The 26,121-nt window shown below is 45.3% G+C and carries 21 protein-coding genes, 4 tRNA genes and 1 pseudogene; 25 read left to right on the plus strand and 1 reads right to left on the minus strand.

Going from position 1 to position 26,121, the window contains the following annotated elements; genetic code table 11:
• The 25 genes and pseudogenes from gyrB (at window position 1) to MUF05_04465 (ending at window position 24,997) form a co-directional block, all read left to right on the plus strand.
• Window positions 1-2,421 carry a DNA topoisomerase (ATP-hydrolyzing) subunit B gene (gyrB, locus tag MUF05_04345; GenBank protein ID MCU0666308.1) on the plus strand — a complete coding sequence of 807 codons (2,421 nt, stop codon included), beginning with the start codon at window positions 1-3 and terminating at the stop codon, window positions 2,419-2,421.
• Window positions 2,422-2,464: 43 nt separating this feature from the next.
• Window positions 2,465-4,900: a DNA gyrase subunit A gene (gene gyrA, locus MUF05_04350; GenBank protein ID MCU0666309.1), complete on the plus strand. Its 2,436-nt coding sequence runs from the start codon at window positions 2,465-2,467 to the stop codon at window positions 4,898-4,900.
• 6 nt (window positions 4,901-4,906) lie between these two features.
• Window positions 4,907-4,981, plus strand: a tRNA-Glu gene (locus MUF05_04355).
• A gap of 202 nt (window positions 4,982-5,183) precedes the next feature.
• Window positions 5,184-7,025 (plus strand): glutamine--fructose-6-phosphate transaminase (isomerizing), encoded by a 1,842-nt coding sequence (gene glmS / locus MUF05_04360; protein MCU0666310.1) that lies wholly within the window; start codon window positions 5,184-5,186, stop codon window positions 7,023-7,025.
• Window positions 7,025-7,678, plus strand: a complete 654-nt coding sequence (gene rsmI, locus MUF05_04365) for a 16S rRNA (cytidine(1402)-2'-O)-methyltransferase (protein ID MCU0666311.1) — start codon at window positions 7,025-7,027, stop codon at window positions 7,676-7,678. Before glmS ends, rsmI begins: the two co-directional genes overlap by 1 nt.
• 152 nt (window positions 7,679-7,830) lie before the next feature.
• Complete coding sequence (gene pyrR, locus MUF05_04370; protein ID MCU0666312.1) at window positions 7,831-8,370, plus strand: bifunctional pyr operon transcriptional regulator/uracil phosphoribosyltransferase PyrR; 540 nt, start codon at window positions 7,831-7,833, stop codon at window positions 8,368-8,370.
• Window positions 8,371-8,372: 2 nt separating this feature from the next.
• Window positions 8,373-9,320, plus strand: coding sequence for an aspartate carbamoyltransferase catalytic subunit (locus tag MUF05_04375; protein MCU0666313.1), 948 nt, complete (start codon window positions 8,373-8,375; stop codon window positions 9,318-9,320).
• Entirely contained in the window at window positions 9,304-10,587 is a 1,284-nt protein-coding gene (locus tag MUF05_04380) for a dihydroorotase (protein MCU0666314.1), read from the plus strand. Before MUF05_04375 ends, MUF05_04380 begins: the two co-directional genes overlap by 17 nt.
• Window positions 10,587-11,819 (plus strand): endonuclease Q family protein, encoded by a 1,233-nt coding sequence (locus MUF05_04385; GenBank protein MCU0666315.1) that lies wholly within the window; start codon window positions 10,587-10,589, stop codon window positions 11,817-11,819. Before MUF05_04380 ends, MUF05_04385 begins: the two co-directional genes overlap by 1 nt.
• Window positions 11,820-11,958: 139 nt before the next feature.
• A tRNA-Arg gene (locus MUF05_04390) sits at window positions 11,959-12,030 on the plus strand.
• Window positions 12,031-12,173: 143 nt separating this feature from the next.
• Window positions 12,174-13,733 (plus strand): annotated as a pseudogene (gene carB / locus MUF05_04395) (carbamoyl-phosphate synthase large subunit).
• A 256-nt stretch (window positions 13,734-13,989) separates the two neighbouring features.
• Window positions 13,990-14,847 (plus strand): bifunctional DNA-formamidopyrimidine glycosylase/DNA-(apurinic or apyrimidinic site) lyase, encoded by an 858-nt coding sequence (mutM, locus tag MUF05_04400; protein ID MCU0666316.1) that lies wholly within the window; start codon window positions 13,990-13,992, stop codon window positions 14,845-14,847.
• Window positions 14,844-15,698, plus strand: coding sequence for a dihydroorotate dehydrogenase electron transfer subunit (locus MUF05_04405; GenBank protein MCU0666317.1), 855 nt, complete (start codon window positions 14,844-14,846; stop codon window positions 15,696-15,698). Before mutM ends, MUF05_04405 begins: the two co-directional genes overlap by 4 nt.
• Window positions 15,695-16,054 (plus strand): sulfite exporter TauE/SafE family protein, encoded by a 360-nt coding sequence (locus MUF05_04410; GenBank protein ID MCU0666318.1) that lies wholly within the window; start codon window positions 15,695-15,697, stop codon window positions 16,052-16,054. The genes MUF05_04405 and MUF05_04410 overlap by 4 nt, the downstream gene beginning before the upstream one ends.
• A gap of 1 nt (window position 16,055) precedes the next feature.
• The gene (locus MUF05_04415; protein MCU0666319.1) at window positions 16,056-16,973 is read left to right on the plus strand and encodes a dihydroorotate dehydrogenase; all 918 of its coding nucleotides are present in this window, start codon (window positions 16,056-16,058) and stop codon (window positions 16,971-16,973) included.
• On the plus strand, window positions 16,970-17,659 hold the full coding sequence (gene pyrF / locus MUF05_04420; protein MCU0666320.1) for an orotidine-5'-phosphate decarboxylase: 690 nt from the start codon (window positions 16,970-16,972) through the stop codon (window positions 17,657-17,659). Before MUF05_04415 ends, pyrF begins: the two co-directional genes overlap by 4 nt.
• A gap of 49 nt (window positions 17,660-17,708) precedes the next feature.
• On the plus strand, window positions 17,709-18,314 hold the full coding sequence (locus MUF05_04425; GenBank protein ID MCU0666321.1) for a hypothetical protein: 606 nt from the start codon (window positions 17,709-17,711) through the stop codon (window positions 18,312-18,314).
• 6 nt (window positions 18,315-18,320) lie between these two features.
• On the plus strand, window positions 18,321-18,827 hold the full coding sequence (locus tag MUF05_04430) for a hypothetical protein (protein ID MCU0666322.1): 507 nt from the start codon (window positions 18,321-18,323) through the stop codon (window positions 18,825-18,827).
• A 10-nt stretch (window positions 18,828-18,837) separates the two neighbouring features.
• Complete coding sequence (locus MUF05_04435) at window positions 18,838-20,583, plus strand: V-type ATP synthase subunit A (protein ID MCU0666323.1); 1,746 nt, start codon at window positions 18,838-18,840, stop codon at window positions 20,581-20,583.
• Complete coding sequence (locus tag MUF05_04440; GenBank protein MCU0666324.1) at window positions 20,576-21,871, plus strand: V-type ATP synthase subunit B; 1,296 nt, start codon at window positions 20,576-20,578, stop codon at window positions 21,869-21,871. Before MUF05_04435 ends, MUF05_04440 begins: the two co-directional genes overlap by 8 nt.
• 1 nt (window position 21,872) lies before the next feature.
• A complete protein-coding gene (locus tag MUF05_04445) occupies window positions 21,873-22,490 on the plus strand; it encodes a V-type ATP synthase subunit D (protein ID MCU0666325.1) in 618 nt (205 codons plus the stop codon).
• Between the two features lie 8 nt (window positions 22,491-22,498).
• On the plus strand, window positions 22,499-24,244 hold the full coding sequence (locus MUF05_04450) for a hypothetical protein (GenBank protein MCU0666326.1): 1,746 nt from the start codon (window positions 22,499-22,501) through the stop codon (window positions 24,242-24,244).
• Between the two features lie 23 nt (window positions 24,245-24,267).
• Window positions 24,268-24,717: a V-type ATP synthase subunit K gene (locus MUF05_04455; protein MCU0666327.1), complete on the plus strand. Its 450-nt coding sequence runs from the start codon at window positions 24,268-24,270 to the stop codon at window positions 24,715-24,717.
• A gap of 10 nt (window positions 24,718-24,727) precedes the next feature.
• Window positions 24,728-24,805, plus strand: a tRNA-Val gene (locus MUF05_04460).
• A gap of 116 nt (window positions 24,806-24,921) precedes the next feature.
• Window positions 24,922-24,997: transfer RNA gene (locus MUF05_04465), tRNA-Asp, on the plus strand.
• Window positions 24,998-25,190: 193 nt separating this feature from the next.
• On the opposite strand, the gene MUF05_04470 is transcribed toward MUF05_04465, so the two are convergent.
• Window positions 25,191-25,904 carry a hypothetical protein gene (locus MUF05_04470; GenBank protein MCU0666328.1) on the minus strand — a complete coding sequence of 238 codons (714 nt, stop codon included), beginning with the start codon at window positions 25,902-25,904 and terminating at the stop codon, window positions 25,191-25,193.
• Between the last annotated feature and the right edge of the window lie 217 nt (window positions 25,905-26,121).

The raw sequence follows: 26,121 nt of genomic DNA on the forward strand, positions 1-26,121 counted from the left end.
GTGGCAGAAACTAAAAAACAATCCAAGGCCGACAAGCCCTATGACGCAACAACTATCCAGGTTTTAGAGGGGATAGAGGCGGTGAGGCGCCGGCCGGCTATGTATATAGGAGATACCGGAGTGCGCGGCCTGCACCACTTGGTTTATGAGGTGGTGGATAATAGCGTTGATGAAGCGCTTGCCGGGCATTGCGATTCTATTTCTGTGGCCATCCGGCCGGACAATAGCGTAAGCGTTGCGGATAATGGCCGGGGCATCCCAGTTGATATCCACAAAACAGAGAAAAAGCCCGCGGTTGAAGTGGCCCTTACTACTTTGCATGCCGGAGGTAAGTTTGACCACCGCGCATATAAGGTTTCCGGAGGTTTGCACGGGGTGGGGGTCAGTGTTGTCAACGCCCTGTCCGACTGGCTGGAGGTAGAAGTGCGCCGCGAAGGCAAGGTACACCACCAGCGCTATGAGCGCGGCAAAACCGTGTCTAAGCTGACGGTGATCGGCAAAAGCGCCACCACCGGCACCAAGGTTACTTTCAAGCCGGATAAAACCATTTTTAACACCACAGAATTTTCCTATGACACTTTATCCCAGCGCTTAAGAGAGCTTGCCTTTTTGAATAAAGGGCTAAAAATTAAATTGACCGACGAGCGCCATGATAAAGAGGCGGTATTTGAATTCTCCGGCGGGATTGTTTCTTTTGTGGAGCATCTGAACAAAAACAAAAATCCTCTGCACAACAAAGTTTTATATTTCCAAAAAGAGCAGGACGAGACCATCCTGGAGGTGGCCCTGCAATATAATGACGGTTACGCCGAGACGATGTTTTCTTTCGCGAACAACATTAATACCGTAGAAGGCGGCACGCATCTATCGGGCTTTAAATCCGGTTTAACCCGCGCGATCAACCAATACGCCAAGAATAAAAATTTATTAAAGGGCGAAATTTCCATCACCGGAGATGACGTGCGCGAAGGGTTAACCGCGGTTATAAGCGCCAAGGTTATTAACCCGCAGTTCGAGGGCCAGACCAAAACCAAATTAGGTAACTCCGAAGTAGAGGGATGGGCAGCCTCTGCCACATTAGAATCTTTAAACGAGTATTTTGAAGAAAATCCATCAGTAGCCAATAAGATCATAGATAAAGTTGTTGTGGCTTCCCGCGCCCGCGAAGCCGCGCGCAAGGCCCGGGAATTGACCCGTAGAAAAGGCGCGCTTGAAGGAGCGGGGTTGCCGGGGAAATTAGCGGATTGTTCGGAAAGAGATCCCGCGCTGTGCGAGCTCTATATAGTAGAGGGAGATTCTGCCGGCGGTTCTGCCAAGCAAGGCAGAGACCGCAGGTTCCAGGCCATACTGCCCATTAAAGGGAAAATTTTAAATGTGGAAAAATCCCGGCTGGATAAAATTTTGTCCAATGAAGAAATCCGCACCATTATTACCGCGCTGGGCACAGGCGTAGGAGAAGAATTTGATCTCACAAAACTGCGTTACGATAAGTTGATCCTGATGGCGGATGCCGATGTTGACGGTTCGCATATCCGCACGCTTTTGTTAACTTTGTTATACCGGCAGATGCCTAAACTTGTGGAAGAAGGGCATGTTTATCTTGCCCAGCCGCCGCTTTTTAAAATCAAAAGAGGCCAGCGCGAGGAGTATATTCAAACTGAAAACCAGATGCAGGGCTTGTTGTTGGATATGGGCAGGGAAGGCCATGAGTTTATAGTTCTAAAGGATAAGGATACCTTTACAGATGCCCGCTTTAAAGACCTCTTGTCGCTTTTGGCAGAGCTGGAAATAACCTGTAAGGTGTTAGAGAAAAAGGGAGTAAATACTGTAAAATATCTGGCTTTACGGCACCCCAAGACCAAAAAAATGCCTATTTATAGGGTTAAAGTGGAGGGTAAAGAGCATTTTGTCTATTCCGACAAAGAATTGGCAGAATTAACCGATAAAGAAGAAACAGATAAATGTGACATTTTGGAGATTTTTGAGTCTCCGGATATAGAGCAAGTCATTGTTAAATTAGAGAAATTAGGGCTGGGGATAGAAACTTATTTTACGCAAGAGCTCTTAATCCAAAAAGAGCTTGCAGCCGGGGGTGACAAGAAAAAAACCAAACCTCTTTACCGGGTGGCCAATGAAAAAGAATACAAAGAATTCTTTGGGCTTAAGGACGTGTTCAGATATATACAAGAACTGGCCTCTAAAAGCATGCACCTGCAAAGATATAAGGGTTTAGGCGAAATGAATCCGCATCAGCTGTGGGAAACCACTATGGATCCGGAAAAACGCACCCTGTTAAAAATTACCCTGGAAGATTCGGTAGAGGCGGATAAGATTTTCACTATTTTGATGGGGGATCAGGTAGAGCCGCGCCGGGAATTTATCGAAAATTTCGCGCATCAGGTTAAAAACTTAGATATATAGCATGTTAAACATTAAATAAGCTTAAAGCTTAGGATTATAAATTATGTATACGCGCAATGAAAAAATAGTTCCGGTTTATATTGAAGAAGAAGTAAAAGATGCGTATTTGAATTACGCCATGAGCGTTATTGTCGGCCGCGCCCTTCCGGATGCCCGCGACGGCCTGAAGCCAGCGCATCGCAGGATTTTATACGCGATGCAGGAATTAAATTTAGAGCATTCAAAGCCATACAAAAAATGCGCGCGTATCGTCGGTGAGGTTTTAGGTAAATATCATCCCCACGGGGATGTAGCGGTTTATGACACCTTAGTGCGCATGGCGCAGGATTTTTCTTTGCGCTATCCGCTAGTGGAAGGCCAGGGGAACTTTGGTTCGGTTGACGGCGATACTGCCGCGGCCATGCGTTATACCGAAGCGCGGCTTTCCGCTATTTCCGAAGAGATGCTGGCGGATATAGATAAGGACACCGTTGTCTTTGGGCCAAACTTTGACGCCTCCTTAAAAGAGCCTTTGCTTTTGCCGGCGGTGTTGCCCAATCTTTTAGTCAATGGTTCAAGCGGCATTGCTGTCGGCATGGCCACTAATATTCCCCCGCATAATTTATCCGAGGTGGCCGAAGCTATTATATACGCCTTGGATAATCCTCAGGCGCAGATCAAAGAGCTTTTGAAATATATCAAGGGGCCGGATTTTCCCACCGGAGGAATTATTTGCGGCAAGGCCGGGATCAAGGATGCCTATAATACCGGCAGAGGCAAGCTTACCGTGCGCGCCAGGGCCAGCGTGGAGCACCAGAAAAACGGCAAAGACCTGATTGTAATTACCGAGATCCCCTATCAGGTGCAAAAAGCCGCGCTTATTGAAGCGATCGCGAATTTAGTGGAAGAAAAAAAGATCGAAGGCATTTCGGATATTCGCGACGAATCGGACAAAGACGGGATGCGCATTGTTGTGGACTTAAAGCGCGATACAGAGTCACAGATCGTTTTAAATCAGCTTTTTAAGCATACCCAGCTGGAAGTGACATTCGGAATTATTATGTTAGCTCTGGTGAATAACCGGCCCAGAGTATTGAACTTAAGGCAAGTCATAGACGTATACATCGAACACCGCAAGGTAGTTATAAAAAGGCGTACTCAATTTGAACTAGACAAGGCGCTGAAAAGAGCGCATATTTTAGAAGGGCTAAAAATAGCCCTTGATCATATTGACCAGATCATCCGCGTGATAAAATCTTCCAAGAGCACTGAGCAGGCGCGGGAAAAATTAATGAAGGAATTCGGGCTTTCTGAAATTCAGGCCCAGGCGATTCTGGAAATGCAGCTGCAGCGTTTGACTGCGCTGGAGCGCGATAAAATAGACGCCGAATACGCGCAGCTGTTAAAAACGATAGAATCGTGCCGCGCGATTTTGGCGTCGGAGAAAAAGGTTGAAGCGATCATTAAAGACGAGCTGGCGGCCTTAAAAGAAAAATACGGCGATACCCGGCGCACCGATATAGTCGGGGAAGTGGAAGAGCTGCAGATAGAGGATTTGATCGCGGAAGAAGATGTGGTTGTGACTATAAGCCACGGCGGGTACATCAAGAGGCTGCCGGTAAGCGCCTACCGCAAGCAAAAGCGCGGCGGCAAAGGCGTCACCGGAGCAGAGGTCAAAGACGAAGATTTTATTGAGCACCTGTTTGTGGCTTCCACCAAGGATTACCTTTTGATTTTTTCCGATAAGGGCCAGGTGTATTGGCTGAAGGTTTATGAAATCCCCCAGGCCAGCCGCGTTTCTAAGGGTAAGGCCCTGGTGAATTTGGTGCAAATGGAGCAGGGATCCAGAGTAAGCTCTACAATTCCGGTAAAAGAATTTTCCGCGGATAAATTTTTAGTGATGGTTACCAAAAACGGCCAGATAAAAAAGACCAACCTTGATGCCTATAGCAATCCGCGCAAGGGCGGGATTATGGGTATGACCCTAGATAAAGATGACCAGCTGATCGGCGTGGAAATGACCGACGGCAAGCAAGAGCTTTTGATCGGGACAAGCGCCGGCAAAGCTATCCGCTTCTCCGAATCATTGGTCAGAGACATGGGGCGGACTGCGCAAGGCGTACGCGCGATCACCCTGGATAAAAAAGATGAAGTCATTGATATGATCTTGGCCCAGAAAGAAACCACAGTTTTAACTGTCACGGAATTAGGTTTTGCCAAACGCACCCCTATCGATGAATACCGCGTGACTAATCGCGGGGGTAAAGGTATAATTAATATTAAAGTTACTGATAAAAATGGTTCTGCGGTCAGGGTTAAGTCAGTAAGCGACAATGATGAGTTGATGGCAATTACTCAAAACGGAATTTTCCTGCGCTGCGCCATAAAAGACATCCGCACCACCGGCAGATCCGCTCAAGGCGTGCGTTTGATTAAGCTGCAGGACAAAGACCGCGTTTCTTGTATTGCTCCCGTCATCGCTGAAGAAGAGGAAGAATAAAATCCTGTCCCCATCGTCTAGCCTGGCCTAGGACAAGAGCTTTTCAAGCTCTCGACACCGGTTCAAATCCGGTTGGGGACACTTTAAATTAAAAAATACAAAGTCGCGGGTCACAAGGTATTAATAAGAAACGCGGCAATAATCAATGACCAAGTTCCCATAACCAAATAATAACCAAGCATCAATTATCAAGAACCAAATTTGTTTAGGTAATTGGTCATTGATTATTAGAATTTATTTGATGTTTGGAATTTGATGTTTGGTTATTGAATGTGAGGCGCATATGTGCGGTATTGTTGGATATGTCGGAGACAGAGACGCCCAGACTGTTATTCTATCCGGCCTGAAGCATCTGGAATACCGCGGCTATGATTCTTGCGGCTTGAGCGTTTTTTTAGACCGCAAAAAAGAACTTTCTACCCGCAAGCTGCCCGGTAAAATTAAAGATTTAGAGAATCTTTTATCTTCCAAGCCCGTGCAAGGGAAAACCGGTATTGGCCATTGCCGTTGGGCCACCCACGGAGCGCCGAATCAAGTTAACGCCCATCCGCATTTTAGCTGCGACAATCAAATAAGCCTGGTGCATAACGGCATTATTGAAAATTACGCTAAGCTCAAAGAAGATCTTATTCGCGAACACCACGTTTTTTTAAGCCAGACCGATACAGAAGTTGCCGTGCATCTTATAGAAAAATATTACACTCAAGGAGTTTTATTGGAGGATGCGGTCAAGCAGGCGGTAGGGCATTTGGAAGGCAGCTTCGCCTTGGTAGTAATTTCTAAGCGTGAGCCGGGCAAGATTGTGGGCGCGCGCCTGGGAAGCCCGCTTGTGATAGGCGCTGGCAAGGGCGAAATGTTTTTTGCCTCGGATATTTCTGCGCTGTTGGAATATACCAAAGACGTGGCCTTTATGGAGGACCAGGAAATAGCGGTGTTGACCCAGGATAATTTTGCGCTGTCTTCTTTTTCCGGAGAGGTTCTGCATCGGCAGGCCACAAAGATCAATTGGGATGTTTCGCAGGCGCAGAAACAAGGCTGGGATCATTTTATGCTCAAGGAAATAAATGAACAGCCGGCTATTTTAGAAAATATTTTAGCTGCGCGCATTAGCCGCGGTTCACAGCAGGTTATTTTTGAGGAATTAAAAATAGCCCCTGAAAATCTGCGCAACAAAGACGCAATCATTATTGTTGCCTGCGGCACAGCCTATCATGCCGGGCTTTGCGGCAAATATATCCTTGAAGAGCTTTGCGGGATACCGGTAACAGTGGACGTTTCAAGCGAGTTTCGTTACCGCAACCCCATTGTGGGGGAAAATAATCTGGTTCTTTCTATCAGCCAATCCGGAGAAACCGCGGACACATTAGCGGCTGTGCGCGAAGCCAAAAAGAAAAAAGCCGCCACCCTTACTATTTGTAATGTTTTGGGCTCAACTTTAGTCAGGGAATCCGACGGGGTTATCTACACCCATGCCGGCCCTGAAATAGGGGTGGCTTCCACCAAGGCTTTTACCGCCCAGCTTTTAGCTTTATACCTACTGGCGTTTTATTTAAACAGCATCCGTTCCGGGACAATCTCTGATAAAGAGAAGCGCCTGATCAAAGAATTAAAAACTTGTCCAACGCTGCAAAGAGAGATTTTAAAACAGCAAAAGCTGATTAAGAATATTGCCAGCCGCCATCATAATTTCGGTTCATTTTTATTCTTAGGCCGCACCGTCAATTACCCCATGGCGCTGGAAGGGGCTTTAAAATTAAAAGAGATTTCTTATATTCCGGCAGAAGGGTACGCTGCCGGAGAAATGAAACACGGACCCATTGCCCTTATTGATGAGTATCGCGCGGTAGTTTGCATCGCCCCCGAGGCGCGCACCCATGAGAAAATGATTTCTAACATACAGGAAATCCTCGCCCGCCAAGGGATATTGATTGCCATCGCAACCGAAGGCGATAAAAAAATGCCGTCTTTGACCAAAGAGATTATTTATGTGCCGCAGGTAAGCGAAATATTTTCTCCCCTTGTTACCGCTGTGCCTTTGCAGCTTTTGGCCTATCATGTGGCAGTCAGGCGCGGCTGCGACGTGGATCAGCCGCGTAATTTAGCCAAATCAGTAACAGTAGAATAATGTTATATATTGTCGCTACTCCCATCGGTAACCTCAAAGACATAAGTTTGCGCGCCATAGAGGTCTTGAAATCTGTGGACCTGGTTGCCTGCGAAGATACGCGGCACAGCCAGATTCTTTTAAAGCAATACGGTATTTCTGTCCCCACCACTAGTTTCTTTCAGCATAATCGTATCACTAAAGCAGAATATCTTATTGGCCTGTTAAAAGAGGGTAAGTCTATCGCCTTGATCTCTGATGCCGGCACCCCCGGGATCCTCGACCCAGGGCATAATATTATTAATCTTGCCGTAGAAAATAATATCCCGCTTACTTTTATTCCCGGAGCCAATGCCATGATCCATGCCTTGGTTGTTTCGGGAAAGCCGGCAAACAAATTCTTTTTTGACGGCTTCCTGCCGAATAAGCCGATTTCGCGCAAGAATCGCCTGCAACAGCTTGCCCTGATGAAAAACACAGTTGTTTTTTATGAATCCTGCCACCGCATTTTAGCTACGTTAGCTGACCTGCAAGATGTGTTTGAGGATCAGGATATAGTTGTGGCGCGGGAATTGACCAAAAAATTTGAAGAGATCTACCGCGGTAAAGCAGGCCAGATCGCGGAAAAGCTAAAAAACCAAAAACCGCGGGGCGAATTCGTGGTGGTAATTTAGGCTTGACTTTGGGCGTCGGCGATGGTATACTTATTTAAATCAGATCACCTTTAAACCGGCTCTTGAGAAGCTGGAAAGGGAAATAAAAATGAAAAATATTGTAGCTATAGCGTGCCCAGTTGCCAGGAAAGCATCTGGGTTTTTTATTGCCTATGAATAGCGAACAGATCAAGATTATGGACCAAGAGGGCATATCCCGCTCGCTAGTACGTATTGCCCACGAGATCTTAGAAAAAAATAAGGGCATAGAAGACCTTTGCTTGGTCGGGATTAGAAGCCGCGGCGCGTTCTTGGCGCATCGTTTGGCAGAACAGATCAATAAGATTGAGGGCAAAAAGATTTCGGTAGGCATATTAGATATTACTCTGTACCGAGACGATCTCACCCTTATTTCACACCAGCCTGTGGTACACAAAACCGAGATAGATTTTGATATTACGGGAAAACAGGTAGTTTTGGTAGATGATGTTTTGTATACCGGAAGGACCATAAGGGCTGCTCTTGATGCCTTGATAGATTTAGGAAGGCCCGGTACTATACAGCTGGCGGTCTTAATTGATAGAGGGCATCGGGAGCTTCCGATTAGAGCAGATTTTGTGGGGAAAAATATACCTACATCGCAGAATCAAAGCGTAGAAGTACGTCTCATGGAATCCGACGGGTGCGACGAGATATTAATCGTGAAAAAATAACTATGGCTAACTGGAATAAAAAAGATCTCTTAGGTCTGGAGGAACTAACAAAAGAAGAGATAGAGCTTATTTTGGATACGGCTAGTTCCTTTAAAGAGGTTTCCACCCGTGATATTAAAAAAGTACCAGCGCTTCGCGGCAAGATGGTAGTAAATCTGTTTTATGAGCCGTCCACGCGCACGCGCGTGTCTTTTGAAGTGGCCGCAAAAAGGCTTTCTGCGGATGTAATTAACATTGCCACCGAAACCTCAAGCGTTAAAAAAGGGGAAACCCTTATTGATACCGGTTTAAATATCCAGGCCCTGAAAGCCGATGTTATTGTTATGCGCCATAATTACTCCGGCTCAGCCAAGATGTTGGCAGATAGAGTGGGGATAAGCGTAGTTAATGCCGGCGACGGATGGCATGAGCACCCGACTCAAGCCTTGTTGGATATGCTCACATTAAAAGAAAAACTAGGCCGCCTCGAAGGCCTTAAAGTGGCCATTGTTGGAGACATTGCCCATTCTCGCGTGGCGCGATCTAATATTTGGGGATTAACTAAGTTAGGCGCCCAAGTTACTGTCTGCGCCCCCCCGATGCTTATTCCGGTGGGAATAGAAAAAATGGGGGTGCGCGTGACAAGCGATATAGATAAAGCCTTGTCAGGCGCGGATGCGGTAAATGTTTTAAGGATGCAATTCGAACGCGATGACGCCGGGGCTTTTCCTCATCAGCTGGAGTATTTCAAAAAGTTTGGCATCACCAAAGAGCGCCTTAAGAATGCCAAGAAAGATATTATTGTGATGCATCCGGGCCCGCTTAATCGCGGGGTAGAGATTGAAAGCGAGGTTGCCGACGGGCCCAATTCGGTTATTTTAGAGCAGGTCACAAACGGCATTGCCGTAAGAATGGCAGTTTTATTTTTAGTTGCCCAAGCACGCGACAGGCAAAATGAAAACAATAATTAAAAACGCGCGAGTAGTTGACCCAGCGAATAATCTTGACGCCATTGTTGATTTGGCAATAGAAAACGGCAAAATTTCCAAGATCGGCAATGATCTGCGCGTAAACGGCTCCCAGCTGATAGACGCTAAAGACAAAATAGTTATCCCCGGGATAGTAGATATGCATGTGCATTTACGGGAACCCGGCAGAGAAGACAAAGAAACTGTTTTTTCCGGCACAAGGGCGGCTGTTAAAGGAGGAGTGACTTCGCTTCTGGCCATGCCCAATACCACTCCCGCGATAGACTCGCCTGAGAACGTTTCCTTACTGAATTCCATTATTAAAAGAAGCGCGCAGTGCAATGTCTTTATAAGCGGCACCATCACCAAAGAGCGCGCAGGTAAACAAGCAAGCGATGTTTCAGGATTAAAAAAGGCCGGCGCAATCGCGATTACTGACGACGGTGCTTCGGTAGACGATGACAAGATATTTATGCAGGCTTTGGAAAAAGCTGCCCGGGAAAATATTTTGGTTATTGCGCATTGCGAAGACAAAGCGCTCTCCAAAGGCGGCGTAGTAAACTTAGGTTTTATCTCTACAAAACTGGGGTTGCGCGGTATCCCTAAGGAATCAGAATACAGCCGCGTAGAGCGCGATATTATTTTGGCGCAAAAAGCCAAAGCCGCAATACATATTGCCCATGTCAGCTGTAAAGAGTCAGTAGATATTATTGCTCAAGCGAAAAATAACGGGATTCAGGTAACCTGTGAAACAGCCCCGCATTATTTTGCTTTATCAGAAGAAGATGTAGCGGGTTATGATACTAATATGAAAATGAATCCGCCCTTAAGGGCCAAGGAAGATTTGGCAGCTATACGCGAAGGTTTAAGAAGCGGCATTATTGATGCTATCGCTTCAGACCACGCCCCGCATACGGAAAACGAAAAGGATATTGAATTTGAGCGCGCGGAATTCGGAAAAATAGGCTTAGAATCAGGGTTAGTCGTATGCATTCAGCAGCTAATTGGCAAAGGGATATTGGATTGGAAGGCATTGGTGGAAAAGATCGCCTTGAATCCGGCAAGAATTTTAGGAATTAATAAGGGCACTTTAGGCATTGGCCGAGACGCGGATCTGGTTATTATTGACCCGAAAAAAGAAATGATTCTAGCCAAAGAGGGGATTTTATCCAAGTCCAAAAATTCCCCGTTTATTGGCAGGAAATTTATAGGCTCGGTAGAGCGCACCATTCTTGCAGGCCAGATAGTCTATGAGGGGGCAAATAAATAATGGAGTTTATCGCCGATCTGCATATCCACTCTAAATATTCCCGCGCCACAAGCCGTGATATGGATATAGAGCATATTGCCGCTTGGGCAAAATTAAAAGGGATCAATTTAATGGCCACAGGGGATTTTACGCACCACCTGTGGTTTGAAGAACTGCGCCGCGTGTTGCAGGATACGGGAAATGGCTTATTTGAATATGATGGGGTTAATTTTATGCTATCAGCTGAAATAAGCAGCATCTATTCCAAAAAAGGAAAAGGCTACCGTATCCACAACCTTGTTTTTGCCCCCTCGCTAAAGACAGTAGAAAGAATTAATGCTACCCTTGCGCGTTACGGTAATCTTGCTTCCGACGGCAGGCCTATATTGGGTATGGATGCCGCGGATTTGGCGCGGATTATTTTTGATATTGATGAAAATTGCATGGTTGTCCCGGCGCATGCATGGACTCCGTGGTTTAGTTTGTTTGGCTCCATGTCTGGATTTGACCGCATTGAAGATTGTTTTGAAGACCAGACCAAAAATATTTTTGCCATAGAGACCGGGCTTTCCAGTGACCCGGCGATGAACTGGAGACTTTCGGCTTTAGACAAATATACGCTTATCAGTAATTCTGATAGTCATTCGCCGGCAAAGATAGGCCGGGAGGCGAATGTTTTTAATTGTGACTTGGATTATATGTCTATACGCAATGCTCTTAAAACCAAGGATCGTAAAAAATTTCTTTACACCGTTGAATTTTTCCCGGAAGAAGGCAAGTATCATTATGACGGGCATCGTCTGTGCGGGGTAAGTTTCTCTCCCGAAGAAACCCGGGCCAATAAGGGGATTTGCCCTAAATGTAAAAAACCGGTTACCGTGGGGGTAATCAACAGGGTTAATGCTTTGGCAGACCGGCCAGAAGGATATGTCCCAGAAAATAACATTCCTTTTAAAAATTTAATTCCCTTAGATGAGATTATCGCGGAAGCTAAAGCAGTAGGCAAGGCTTCTGTAGCGGTAGAGCGCGAATACAAAAATATAGTTGGCCGGGTAGGCACAGAATTTGAGATTTTATTAAAAATGCCTGAAGCGCAGCTTAAGAAAAGCCTGAACGCGCGCGTGGCAGAGGGGGTGTTGAAGGTCAGGCGCTCGCAGGTGAATATTCAGCCCGGTTATGATGGTGAATATGGAAAGATCAGTATTTTTTCTGAAGACAAAACTCATGGCGAACAACAACTTAGCCTATTTTAATCAGCTGTCAGTCATCAGCTTTCAGCTGAATTATATGAAAAATAAGCGCCTGTAGCTCAACGGATAGCGTCCGCCACAAAGAATGGCGGGACGCCCATGACAGGAATAGCTCTAAGTATTTGGAAAGATGTTTATATTTGCGCCCGTAGCGCAACGGATAGCGCACTAGCCTCCGGAGCTAGTGGTGGCAGTTCGATTCTGCCCGGGCGCATAGAGAAAAGTGGAGTATAATGCCCATATATTTGGCAGAATTATGGTTTAGGTGGGTTGTATGATATCTTACAAAGGCATAATTAGGGCTTCAGTGGAATAAACTATAAATTGAGCTTAACTACAAGCAAAGCATATTTTATGGAAAAGAAAAAAGTCATTATTTTAGGCGGGGGCCCGAATCGCATCGGACAAGGGATTGAATTTGACTATTGCTGCTGCCATGCAGCCTTTGCCTTAAAAGAAGAAGGCATAGACAGTATTATGGTAAATTGTAATCCGGAAACAGTGTCTACTGACTATGATACTTCTGACCGGCTATATTTTGAGCCTCTGACCTTTGAAGATATCATGCACATTATAGAGCTAGAAAGGCCTATGGGGGTGATTGTGCAGTTTGGCGGCCAGACTCCGCTTAATCTGGCTGTTGCCTTGCGTAAGGCAGGGGTTAATCTTTTAGGCACAAGCGCGGACAGCATTGATATTGCCGAAGACAGGCAACGTTTTAAGAATATGCTGCACAAGCTGGATTTGCTGCAGCCGGCAAACGGCATTGCTTTTAATTTTCAGCAGGCGCAGGAAGCAGCGCGCAAGATTGGGTACCCGGTTCTTGTGCGCCCATCCTATGTTTTAGGCGGCAGGGCCATGGAGATCGTCTATGATGAAACAACCCTGGAGAGATTTATTCAAAACGCAGCTGAAGTTTCCGGAGAGCATCCGGTTTTAATCGACAAGTTCCTGGAAGACGCCATTGAGGCGGACGTGGATTTAATCGGAGATGGCCAAAGTTTTATTATCGGCGGGATTATGGAGCACATTGAAGAGGCAGGGATCCATTCCGGGGATTCGGCAATGGCGCTTCCCGCATATTCATTATCCAAGCAGGTCTTAACAGAAATCCGCCGCGCTACTTATGCCATGGCAAAAGAATTACATGTGATTGGCCTGATGAATGTGCAATATGCGATTAAAGACGAAAAGGTCTATGTTTTAGAAGTTAATCCCCGCGCCTCCAGGACCGCGCCTTTTGTTTCCAAGGCCATTGGCGTGCCGCTTGCTAAATTAGCCACCAAGGTTATGCTGGGCGCAAAGCTTAAAGAGTTAGGGTTTTGCAAAGAGATTATTCCCGAATACGCGGCAGTCAAGGAATCAGTGTTTCCTTTTAACCGTTTCCCGGGAGTGGATGTGATCTTGGGGCCAGAGATGAAATCAACCGGAGAGGTCATGGGTATTGATGCAAGCTTCAGTAAAGCCTACGTTAAAAGTCAGCTTGCCGCCGGGCAAAAGTTGCCGCTTAAAGGCAATGTTTTTATTTCCGTGCGGGATAAAGATAAAAAGCAGGTTGTTGCTATTGCTAAAGATTTACAGAGGCTGGGTTTTAATGTTTATGCCACATCCGGGACCGCGTTAGCGCTTGAGAAAAACAGGATAAAAGTGAAGATCCTGCGCAAGATCGCCGAAGGCAGCCCCAATGTTTTGGACTTTATGAAAGAAGGCAAGATTCAATTCGTGATCAATACCCCATCCGGCAGGATACCCAGGGAAGACGAAGTCAAGATCCGTTCGCAGGTAATCCTGCATAGCATCGCTTATACTACTACATTGTCCGGAGCCATTGCTACGGTAAGCGGTATTGAGGCGTTAGGGAAAAAAGAATTTAAGGTTGAGCCGTTGCAGCAATACCATAGGAAAGTAAAAAGGTAAAACTAAAAAGGTAAAAGTATAAGTCAAAAGTTAAAAGTTTTAACAAAAAGCGCAATTCAATAGTAGGCATGAGACACAAAGTATATAAGTAAATAAATAATAAAACCAAAAAACACAAAGCAATATTTAAGTTGATTTATATTATTGATTGTGATTTTTTCCTGTACTTAATATTTATGCTTTGATTATTGGTTCTTTAGTTTTACATTTTTACTTATACTTTTTACCTTTGCCTTTTTAATTTTAACTTTATATTATGCCAGAACTGCCTGAAGTAGAGACGATCAGAAGGGCCCTAGAAAAAACAATTTTGGGCAAGAAGTTTACCGAAGTTTGCGTGCATAACCCGGCAATCATCCGCGGTATCCGTGCGGATAAATTTAAGAAAGACTTGACGGGTTCAAGTATTAAGAGTGTTTTGCGTAAAGGCAAGGCTTTGATCTTAGAGCTCTCAAACGGCAAGTCGCTTCTTGTGCATTTAAAAATGACCGGACAGCTGGTGCTTCGGCTGCCGCTTAGCAGTAGCCCTGAGCAAGCAAAGCGCGCAGAAGGGTTGGTTTATCCTGGGGCAGGAAAACACGCGCGGGTGATTTTTCATCTTTCCTCAGGCCAAACCCTTGATTTTAATGACCAGAGGCTTTTTGCGGAATTGCGTCTGTTGGATGACTGGCGCGATTTTAAATTTATCCAGAATTTGGGGCCTGAGCCAGCTGATATTGCGGTAGAAGATTTCAAAAAAATGCTTTCTCTTAAAAAGACGAAAATTAAGCCTTTATTGATGGACCAGTCTTTTATCTCCGGCATAGGGAATTTGTACGCAGCCGAGGCGCTTTTTAGGTCCCGCATTGACCCCGGCAGGCCCGCATCTTCATTAAGCGGCAAGGAAAAAGAATTGTTATATAAAGAAATAAAAGAAACCTTAAACGAAGCCATACAACACAAAGGTTCTTCAATAGATGATTATGTGCAGTTAACCGGAGAAGCCGGGGATTATGCGAAATACCATAAAGTTTACGGCAGACAGAACAAGCCGTGTTTAGTTTGCAAGACTCCGATTAAGCGCATCGCCTTAGGCGGAAGGGGAACATACTTTTGCCCCAAATGTCAAAAATGATAAAAGCCATTCAAGAAAAAATCAAGGTTATCGAGAACAAGAAAATAGGCGGCAGATATTTCCGCATTAAATTTTATTCTAAGCACATCTCTTCTTGCGCTTATCCGGGGCAGTTTGTAGAAATAAAAGTGTCTAGCGCTTCTGGTCCATTATTGCGCCGTCCCCTGGGAGTGCATAGCGTGGGTAAAAATAGTTTCAGTGTTTTAGGGGAAATTGTAGGCAAGGGGACTAAAATCCTGTCAACTGTCAGGCCCGCGGAAGAGATAGACGTCATCGGGCCTTTGGGAAGCGGGTTCACGTTTAGCAGCGCACAATGCGCAGTGTTGGTTGCTGGAGGCATGGGAGTGGCCCCCTTATTGTTTCTTGCAGAAACAATAAGGGAATTAAAAGCGAAAAGCGCAAAGCGAAAAATTGTAGTTTTAATCGGCGCAAAGAGCAAAGAAAGTATTTTGTGCGCGCGGGAATTCAAAAAATTAAAGGCGGATGTGCGCATTGCTACCGATGATGGTTCTTTGGGGCACAAGGGAAAGATTACGGATTTATTGCAAAGTCAGCTTTCAGCCTTAAGCCTTCAGCCTTCAACTGTATATGCCTGCGGCCCTGACCCTATGCTTCGAGAAGTAGCGCGGGTAGCCGAAACATATAATATTCCGGCGCAGGTTTCTCTTGAGCAGCATATGGCCTGTGGAATCGGCGCGTGCTTGGGCTGCGTTATAAAAGTAAAAAGTCAAAAGCCAACATGTGCCAGAGGCATGCCTAATTCAAAAGTAAAAAGCGATTTTGAATATAAAAGAGTTTGTAAGGAAGGGCCGGTGTTTGATGCCAGGCAAATAGTATGGGAGGGCTCATGAAGCCGTTATTATTTCTTGTATTGGGGCTTTTGGCAGGTATTTTTGGAGGAGCTTTTGGCATAGGGGGAGCTTCGGTTATGGTGCCCGCGCTGGTATATTTTTTCGGTTTTACGCAGCATCAGGCGCAAGGAACGATTTTAGCGGCGATGGTGCCGCCTATCGGGCTTTTGGCAGCTTTACGTTATTGGCAGGCAGGCAATGTCAATATTCCGGTGGCTGCGTTATTGTGCGCAGGGTTCTTCCTGGGCGGGTACTTTGGCGCAGGCCTGGTGCAAGGCATCCCGGATCTGGTATTAAAGAAAGCGTTCGGAGTGTTTTTATTAATTATTGCCGTGAATATGATCTTAGGGAAATAATATGAAAGTTAATCTGTCTGTTGCTATCGGGAAATTGATGCTTAAGAATCCGGTGATGGTTGCTTCCGGGACCTTTGGCTATGCCGAAGAATTTTCCGGATTTATGGACCTGCGTAAGTTAGGCGCGATTGTAACAAAGACCATTACTATTGCCCCGCGCCTTGGGAATCCTGCCCCGCGCACCTGCGAAACTGCTTCGGGGATGATAAATTCCATAGGCCTAGAGAACCCCGGAGCGGATAAATTCATCAAAGAAAAAATCCCTTATTTAAAGAAAATCGGGGTTCCGATTATTGTAAGCATTGCTTCGGAAAAAGACCCGGAAGAATTTGTCTTTTTGGCCAAGAAACTAAATAACATCCCAGCGGTGGCAGCTTTAGAATTGAATATTTCTTGCCCAAACGTCCACAAAAATACACAGCTTGTGGCGCAGGACGCGCAAGTTACTTATAAGGTAGTTAAAAAAGTGCGCGCGGCAACCAGAAAAACGCTTATTACTAAATTGTCTCCTAATGTCACGGATATCGTAAGCATTGCCAAAGAAGCTGAAGATGCGGGAAGCGATTGTTTGGCGATGATCAATACATTGCAGGGGATGAGCATAGATATAAATAATTTTAAACCTAAAATCGCTATGGGCTCTGGAGGATTAAGCGGACCGGCGATCCGCCCGGTAGCTATTAAAATGGTCTGGGATGTGTATCGCAAGGTTAAAATCCCGATTATCGGAATGGGCGGGATCATCGATACAAATAGCGCCATAGAATTTTTCTTGGCCGGATCCACTGCGGTTGCTGTCGGCACGGGGAATTTTATTTATCCTAAATTGACTATAGAGATCATTAGGGGGATAGAAGCATATTTAGAGAATAAGGGCACCAGAAATATAAATGGCATTAAGGGAAAGGTTTTGGCATGAAACACGAAATGGTTTTAGCGTTAGACGTGGATTCCGTAGATAAGGCTAAGAATTTCGTTAACCTTTTTGCCGGCAAAATAAAAGTTTTTAAGGTCGGGTTGCAGCTTTTTACTTTGGCCGGGCCCGGGATCGTAGATTATATCCGAAAGAAAAAAGCAGATGTGTTTCTGGACCTAAAACTGCACGATATTCCTAATACCGTTGCCCATGCTGTGCGCCAGGCAGCGCGGCTAAAGGTAAAGATGCTAACACTTCATATCCAGGGCGGGGAAGAAATGCTTCGCGCGGCGGTTTTAGCGCGCGACCAAGAATCCAGGAAGCTTAGAATAAAGAAGCCGCTTTTAATCGGGGTAACAGTCTTAACCAGTCAACCCGCCAGTCAAGGCCAGGTTCTGCTGCGCGCAAAACAAGGATTGAGTTGCGGTTTAGATGGCGTAGTTTGTTCTGCCCGAGAAGCAGCTTTCCTGCGCCAGAATATCAACCAGGAATTTTTCATCGTAACTCCCGGGATACGCAGTCTTTCTTTGGAAACACAAGATCAAAAAAGAGTTACTACAGTTAGGCAGGCGGTCTTAGCCGGCAGTAATTTTTTAGTTGTGGGCCGTCCGATTTTAGAAGCCGGCAATCCGCTTCAGGCGCTGAAGGAATTAAAATCAATGGCAAGCGAAGTTGAACCATCGAAATAGGTTGCAATTCTCTTCCTGTTTGCCTATAATTTTATATTGGAGGTAAAACATGCCAAGTGAAATAAAAGATTTAATCGAACAGATCAACCGCGAGGGTATAGAAAAAGCGCAAAAAGCCTCTGGCGAAATTGAAGCCGAGGCAAAAAGAAAAGCCTGGGAAATAATTGAAAAGGCCAAGAAAGACGCGGCCGGCTTATTATCCCAAGCCAAAGAAGAAATTTCTCGTCAGGAAATAAAGGAAAAGGCGCTTCTTGCGCAGTCCGGAAGAGACCTGCTTCTTTCTTTGCGCCAGCAGATCAATCAGATGCTAAAGAATATTATTATGCATCAGGTTGGTCAGTGCTTGAAGCCCGAAGAAATTTATAAAATCATCTCACAGTTGGTAGAACATATTGCCTCCGAAGAAACTAACGGCATCGTTGTTTGTTTAAAAGAACAGGACAGGGTTATTTTAGAAAAGGAATTCTTGGCGCGCTTAAAGCAGCAGATTCAAAAAACTGTAACTTTAAAATCTGCCGATGAAATTTCCGCAGGGTTTACGATAAGCTTTGACTCCGGGAAGACCCAGTTTGATTTTACGGACCAATCTTTAGCCGAATACATAAGCGCATCTTTAAATCCGAAATTAGGGGAAATTTTAAAAGGAGTAAGTTAGTAAAATATGAGGTTTTATGAATATTTTATCTCCAGCCTGCCGTTTCTTTCTTTTTTAATGCCAACCCCGTTGTCTTATGAAAAATTTCTGGAAGAATCCTCTCGGTTTATCCCAGAGAAAGAACATAAGGTTTTAAAGTCGCTATCTGTAAGCCAGCATTACTTGGAGAAAAAATACCGCTTATTCGAAGATTCTTTAAGAAACCAGCTGGTCTTGTTGCGCGCGCAAGGCCTGGGCAAGGACGCATTAAAATATCTGCATACAGGAATAGATGATGACGCGCAGCTTTCGCTTGTTGCAAGTCACGCTATGCGCCAGCTGTCTATTTTAGAGGCAGAGATTTTTTTGGATAAACAAAGATGGGAAAAGCTGGACGAGCTTTTGCAGGGGCATTTTTTCGACTTAGAGTTTTTGATTGTTTATGCGCATAAACTTTTGATTCTAGAGCGTTGGGAAAAAATAAGAAGCGCGGATAAGCAGCTTCTTTGGGATAATTTATTATCTTTTAATTAAAGAGGGGAAAATGGAGAAACGACAAGGCAAGATTACAGCTATAAGCGGGAACATGGTTGGCGTTTCTTTTGATTCCTTGGTTATTCAGAACGAAGTGGCTTTTGTGGTGCATGGCGAAGAAAAACTCAAATCCGAAGTAATCCGCGTGCGCGGCAATATCGCCCAGATGCAGGTGTTTGAAGATACCAGGGACCTAAAAGTGGGAGATGAAGTTATTTTTACCGGAGAGCTTCTTTCGGTCAAGCTTGGGCCGGGGCTTTTGGGGCAGGTATTTGATGGCCTGGAAAATCCGCTTCACGTAGTTGCTAAAGAGTGCGGTTTTTTCTTAAAGCGCGGTATTTACATAAACGCGCTTGATGAACAATCAGTATGGGATTTTACTCCTTTGGTTTCGCCGCAGGACAAAATTCTTCCCGGGCAGAAGATCGGCGTTGTGCCGGAAAAGATTTTTCAGCATTACATCATGGCGCCATTTTTCTTGCAAGGCGTCCAGGAAGTAATAAGCGTTGTAAATGCCGGCAGGTATAATTTAACTACTCCCGTAGCCCAGCTCAAAGACGGCAAGGGAAAAATCACCCCGGTTTTCTTAAGCCAGACACAAGCCGTGAGAATCCCTATTCGAGCCTACAAGGAAAAACTAAAACCCGGAGAACCGCTTGTAACCCAGATGCGCTTAATCGATTCCCTGTTTCCTATTGCCCGCGGCGGGACGTATTGTATCCCGGGGCCGTTTGGCGCAGGCAAAACTGTTTTACAGCAGCTAACCAGCCGCCACGCGCAAGCGGATATCGTGGTTATCGCCGCTTGTGGAGAGCGCGCCGGAGAGGTAGTTGAAACCTTAAAGACATTCCCTGAAATTACTGATCCGCGCACAGGCAAACCTTTAAGCGATAGGACGGTCATTATTTGCAACACCAGCTCCATGCCGGTTGCCGCGCGCGAATCAAGCGTGTATACCGCGGTAACCATCGCCGAATATTATCGTCAGATGGGGTTAAATGTTTTGCTGTTAGCGGATTCTACTTCGCGCTGGGCACAGGCTATGCGCGAGATGTCCGGCAGGCTCGAGGAGATCCCCGGAGAAGAGGCGTTTCCGGCGTACCTGGAGTCGCGGATAGCTTCTTTTTATGAAAGAGCCGGGGTTGTGCGGCTTCATGATAATAGTATCGGGTCAGTTACTATCGGAGGAACAGTCAGCCCCGCAGGAGGCAATTTTGAGGAACCGGTAACACAGGCGACATTAAAAGTGGTAGGCGCCTTTCACGGCCTTTCCCGGCAGCGTTCAGACGCAAGGCGTTATCCGGCGATTGATCCGCTGATCAGTTGGAGCAAATACCCAAGCTTTATTGACCCGGTTAAGAAAAGGCGCGCGCATCAGGCCCTTGAAAAAAGCAACGAAGTCAACCAGATGATGAAAGTTATCGGCGAAGAAGGCACATCCCTGTCGGATTACGCAGATTACCTTAAAGGGGAATTCCTGGATTTTGTTTACTTGCAGCAAAACGCCTTTGACCCGGCAGATGAGGCCACCAGCCAGCAGCGCCAGGCTTTTGTTTTTGATTTTATCCATCAAATACTGGAAATGGATTTCGCGTTTTCCGATAAAGAACAGGCGCTGCATTTTTTTCAAAAGCTGCAGCAGATTTTGAAGGGGTGGAATTCTTCTTTTTGGGATAGCCCCGAGTTTTCTTCCATCCAGCAAGAAATCAACAAGTTATTGCTGGAAAATAAAGCAAAGGATCCGGCAGATGCATAAACTGTATACTAAGATCATTCAGATTTCAGGAGATGTTATTACCGTAGAGGCCGAAGGCGTAGGATACATGGAAATCGCCCAGGTTGCCAAGGGCAATGAAACTTCCTTGGCACAAGTTATCCGTATCGAAGGCAAAAAGGTTTATTTGCAGGTTTTTGCCGGCAGCCGCGGCATATCTACTTCGGATAAGGTAAGATTTCTTGGCGGGCCTATGCGCACATCCTCAGGGGTGAATCTTTTAGGCAGGATATTCAATGGCAGCGCAATTCCCATTGATAACGGGCCGGAATTGCTGGATGATAAAATAGATATTGCCGGCCCGTCGGTTAATCCGGTAAAAAGGGTAATCCCCAGCAAAATGATCCGCACGGGAATCCCGATGATCGATGTTTTCAATTCTTTGGTTGAATCACAGAAGCTGCCTATTTTCTCTATTGCCGGTGAGCCGTATAATCAACTTTTAGCGCGCATTGCCACGCAGGCAGAAGTAGACATTATTATTTTGGGCGGCATGGGTTTAAAATATGACGAGTATTTGTTTTTCCGCGATACCCTGGAAGAACACGGGGCGTTGTCGCGATCTATTATGTTTGTGCATACCGCCGATAATCCGGTTGTAGAGTGTTTGTTGGTGCCGGATATAAGCTTGGCGGTAGCAGAGAAGTTCGCCCTTGAGGGGAAAAGGGTGCTTGTTCTCTTGACCGACATGACTAATTTCTGCGATTCCTTAAAAGAGATCGCCATTACCATGGAACAGATACCTTCTAACCGCGGTTATCCGGGAGATCTTTACAGTCAGCTGGCCAGCCGCTATGAAAAAGCTGTGGACTTTGAAGGCGCAGGTTCAATTACCATTTTAGCAGTAACTACTATGCCCGGAGATGATGTAACCCATCCTGTGCCGGATAACACAGGGTATATTACCGAGGGGCAGTTTTATTTAAAAAACGGCGTCATCGAGCCGTTTGGGTCCTTAAGCCGTTTAAAGCAGCAGGTCAATGGTAAAACCCGCGATGACCACCGCATTATTATGGATACCATGATCCAGCTTTTTGCCAGCTACCGCCAGTCTTTGGAAAAACAGGCAATGGGATTTAAGATGAGCGCATGGGATAATAAACTTTTGCATTACGGAAAACTTTTTGAAGAAAAGATGATGTCTTTAAAGGTTAATATCGCGCTTGAGAAGGCCCTTGATTTGGGCTGGCAGATAATGGCAGAATGTTTTCTTCCAGAAGAGACCGGCATAAAACAAGCCATGATCCAGAAATATTGGAATAAGAAATAAGATGCCCAAGATTAAGTTAACCAAGGGTGAGCTTAAGAAACAACGCGATGCGCTGCGCGCTTACCAAAGGTATCTGCCGACGCTTTTGTTGAAAAAACAGCAGCTGCAAATAGAAATATTGCATCGGGCGGCAGTGATCCTTGCCAAAGAAAAACAGGCCTCCAGAAAAAAAGAAGAAGGGTTTTTGTGGTGGGGCCTTTTGGTAGAGTCGCCGATTAATTTTCAAGAGCTGCTTTCGCTTCGCCAGGTTTTGGTAAGCAGTAAGAATGTGGCAGGGGTGGATCTGCCGGTTTTTGAGAAGACGAAATTCCAAGAAGCGGAATACGATTTATTCCAGTCGCCGCTTTGGCTCGATCAAGCTTGGAGTTTTATCAAGGAAGAGGCCTGTTTGTTAGATGAAATTAAAACTTTGAGTGAAGGCCTAGAGATATTGCGCCGGGAATTGCGCGTAACTACTCAAAGAGTAAATCTTTTTGAAAAAGTAAAAATTCCGCAGGCAAAAGAGACTATCCGCGTAATTAAGATCTATATCGGGGACCAGATGGCGAATGCCGTAGGCAGAAGCAAGATCGCCAAGGCCAAAATAGAGGCCTATGAAGCAGAAGGGGCGCTAGTATGATTATCCCTATGAAAAAAGCGATAATTATCCTGCAACAGCAGTATGCGCACAAGGCGGTTTCTTGTTTAAGCCGGCAAGGGGTTTTGCATGTTATGCATGAGGTTGCCCCGAAGGCAGAGAAAATAGATTTACTTGAAGAAAATCATGCAGCCGTTTCTGGCGCCCTGGGCGTGCTTAATAATTATGCCCAGGCTTCGCCTGCTAAGCAATCCCAGCTGCCCGAGGGGAAGACCCAGGAAATCTGCCTTGAAATTATTGCGCAAGATAAGCTTATCCTCAAGCTTCAGGAAGAAAGAAAAGCTTTAAGCAATAAAATAAGCGATCTTGAGAAATGGGGAGATTTTAATCCCGCAAAGATAGGCGAATTAAGCCAGCAAGGTCTGTATTTTAAGCTTTATCAGGTGCCTCAGAAACAAATCCATGATTTTCCCGAAGTCGCTGTAGTGAAACAAATTTTCTCTTCCGGAGGATTTTGTTATTGCGCAGTGGTTTCTGCCAGCCAGATTAGTGTGGATTTTAAAGAAATACCCTTGCCGCAGGAAAGTTTGTCTTCGCTATTAGAGCGCGTGAAGCAGAATCAAGTCCAGGCAGAAAGCCTGGTTAATAGAATCCGCCAGGATTTATGTTTTTTAAGCGCCCTGGAAGCGGCCAAAGATTCCCTGGAAAAGGAAATTGAATTTCAGAAGGTTATCTTTGGCATGGGCAAAACCAGCACACTGGTTTATTTAACCGGGTTTATCCCTTATGATAAAGAAAAAATGCTTTTAGCTTTCGCCCGGGAGCAAAAATGGGGCATTATAATTAAAGACCCCTCGCAAGAGGATGATGCCCCGGTTTTATTGCGCCATTCAAAAATAGTTAATTTGATCAAGCCGGTTTTCAAGCTTTTAGAAATAGTGCCGGGCTATCGCGAATTAGACGTCAGCCCGGTATTTCTTTTATTTTTATCGCTTTTCTTTGGGATGATCATCGGAGATGCCGGTTATGGGGCAGTGTATTTCTTATTAACTTTATTTGCGCAAAGAAAACTGGGCAAGAAAGCAAAGGATAAAACTGTATTTTTTCTCTTTTATCTTTTCAGTTCTTGCGCTATTATATGGGGCCTGCTAACCGGAACAGTATTTGGCCAGGCCTGGTATGTTGAAAAAGGCTTTAAGGCGCTTGTTCCAGCTCTGAATGAAGCAAAATTCTTAATGGCCTTTTGTTTTTTGTTAGGGGCGGTACAATTAAGCATTGCGCATCTTTGGCAAGCGATAGCTAAGGCGCCTTCGCTTAAGGCTTTGGCGGATATAGGGTTTATTTGTCTTTTGTGGGCGGGTTTCTTTTTAGCCAAGATGTTTATTCTGGGCGATAATTTTCCGGGTTTCGGCGCATGGTTTATCTGGTCAGGGGCGCTGTTGATCGTTTTCTTCAGCAGCCCGCAGAAGAACATCTTAAAAGGCCTGGCCGAGGGCTTGGGTGCTCTTGCTTTAGGGGCGATGGGCAATTTCGGGGATGTGGTTTCTTATATCCGCCTTTTCGCTGTGGGTTTGGCAGCAGTAGCGGTTGCGGATTCAGTAAATATGCTTGCCCAGGGCGTGGGCAATAATTTTATCGCGCAGGCAGCGATTCTTTTTGCCGGGCATACAATTAATATTGTTTTGGGGCCAGTGTCTGTTTTAGTGCATGGTGTCAGGCTTAATATCCTGGAATTTTCTTTATTGCACGGGAATGTTACTTGGAGCGGCACAGCGTATAAGCCGCTAAAAAGTTAAAGTTTTCTAGAAAGGAGAACCGCATGGACGTAAATTCACCGGTACAATTTAAAGACTTAGGCCCGATTTTAGTTTTGGCTTTATCTGCTCTTGGTTCAGCAACGGGCGCAGGCCTTGCCGGCATGAGCGCGATAGGGGCATGGAAGAAGAATTTTGTGCAGAATAAAAGCGCTTCGTTTTTGCTGGTGGCCTTAACCGCTGCCCCCCTTACCCAGACCATTTACGGGTTTATCGTAATGAATAAAATGGTAGAGCTTGTTAATAAGGGGCAGTATCTTTGGTCAATAGGGTTATGCGCCGGAGCGGGAATCGGATTATCCGCGTTTTGGCAGGGTAAGTGCGCGGCAGTGGCTTGTGATTCTATGGGGGAGACGGGAAAAGGCTTTGCCAACTATATGGCGGTTTTAGGCATGACTGAAACCGTGGCTTTGTTTGTGATGGTGTTTACGTTGGTAGTTTTGGGTAAGTTTTAAGATAGATTAGGGGCGGTTGGCGCAATTGGTTAGCGCGCCTGATTTACATTCAGGAGGTTTACAGGTTCAAGTCCTGTACCGCCCACCATTTAGCCAATAGCCCATTGCAAATAGCAAATGTTTAAATACGAAGTAAAGATTGCAATTGCAAGTTTTTTATATATAATTACTATTTGCCACGGGCAATTTGCTAATAGCTAATTTGGGGTCGTGGTGTAGCCTGGTTCAACACGTCGCCCTGTCACGGCGAAGATCGCGAGTTCAAATCTCGTCGACCCCGTTAATGAGCAGACGGTTTATGGAGCGAACAAAGTGAGCGAACATAAACCGTAGCGGCAGAGTATATAGGCATATCTTGCGTCTGCGAATTAATACCCGCAGTTGCGAGCGGATTTCGAAGAAATACGCGAAGCGTAAAACTGCGGGTATAAGTAGCATAATCCCAAGCACCCCCTTAAAAAGGAGTGCTTTTTTTATTTTTCTAAAAGGAAGCGGTCTATGATTTTCTCAGATTCCATGAATCCCAAAAGGAATTTGGCGATTATCATATGCCCTTTTTCGGAAGGATGCCGGTCATTTTTATTTAATGCCAAACTAATATCTTTTGCTGGATCAAAAACTTCATTAAATGTAGTGTAGAATCCCAGCTTTTTACTTAATTCATAGGAAAAGCTATTTTGGTGTCCAGGTTTTATGGTAAGAAGGCTTATCACTATAAAGTGGTTCTTTTGGCTTAAAAATTTTAAGTAGTAGAAAGCTTTTTTATATGGGCCCTTTCCTACTAAATTTCGGCAGTAAGCAGGAAGCTTTTTAGGATTATTCTCAAAACGTTCGAATACGCCATTTTTGATTACTACTGGAGCATCAAAAAGACAAAATTCTCTTTGTAGTGCCAATCCCTTCAGATTGATAAATCCCCAGAAAAAAGATTTTCTAAAATCTAACCAGTTATCGGGTTCATAGATAAAATTCGGCAAATCAAGGTCATTCCCAATACGTTCAATAATTACGATATCCGGATGATAGCGTAAGGCTTTTTGTGCCAATGTTTCTACTTCCATAACTGTATTATATCCGGGAACGGCGGTATTTATGATTTCCCAGTGTTTTTGAGGGAATTTTGTGTTTAATCCTTCTTCTAAGAAACTTAAATAGTTTTTATTTTGTGCTACTCCTTGCCCAAACATGTATGAATCTCCCAGGCCGATTATCCGCACAGTGCCACTTGGCTTATTAAGCGTAAAGTTGTGGTCGTCGCGCCAGCCTTGGGCATTAATATGTGCCGGGGCGCCGAAGCATTCTACGGAAATGCCAGGCCTTAATTCATAGATAATCTTAGGGTCGTTGTTTGGCCTTATGATTTGGCCTAAGGTGGCGGGTTGATTATCTACAATGGGGGGTAGG

Source organism: Candidatus Omnitrophota bacterium, from assembly GCA_025453395.1.
GTDB lineage: Bacteria > Omnitrophota > Gorgyraeia > Gygaellales > Profunditerraquicolaceae > JAlOQK01.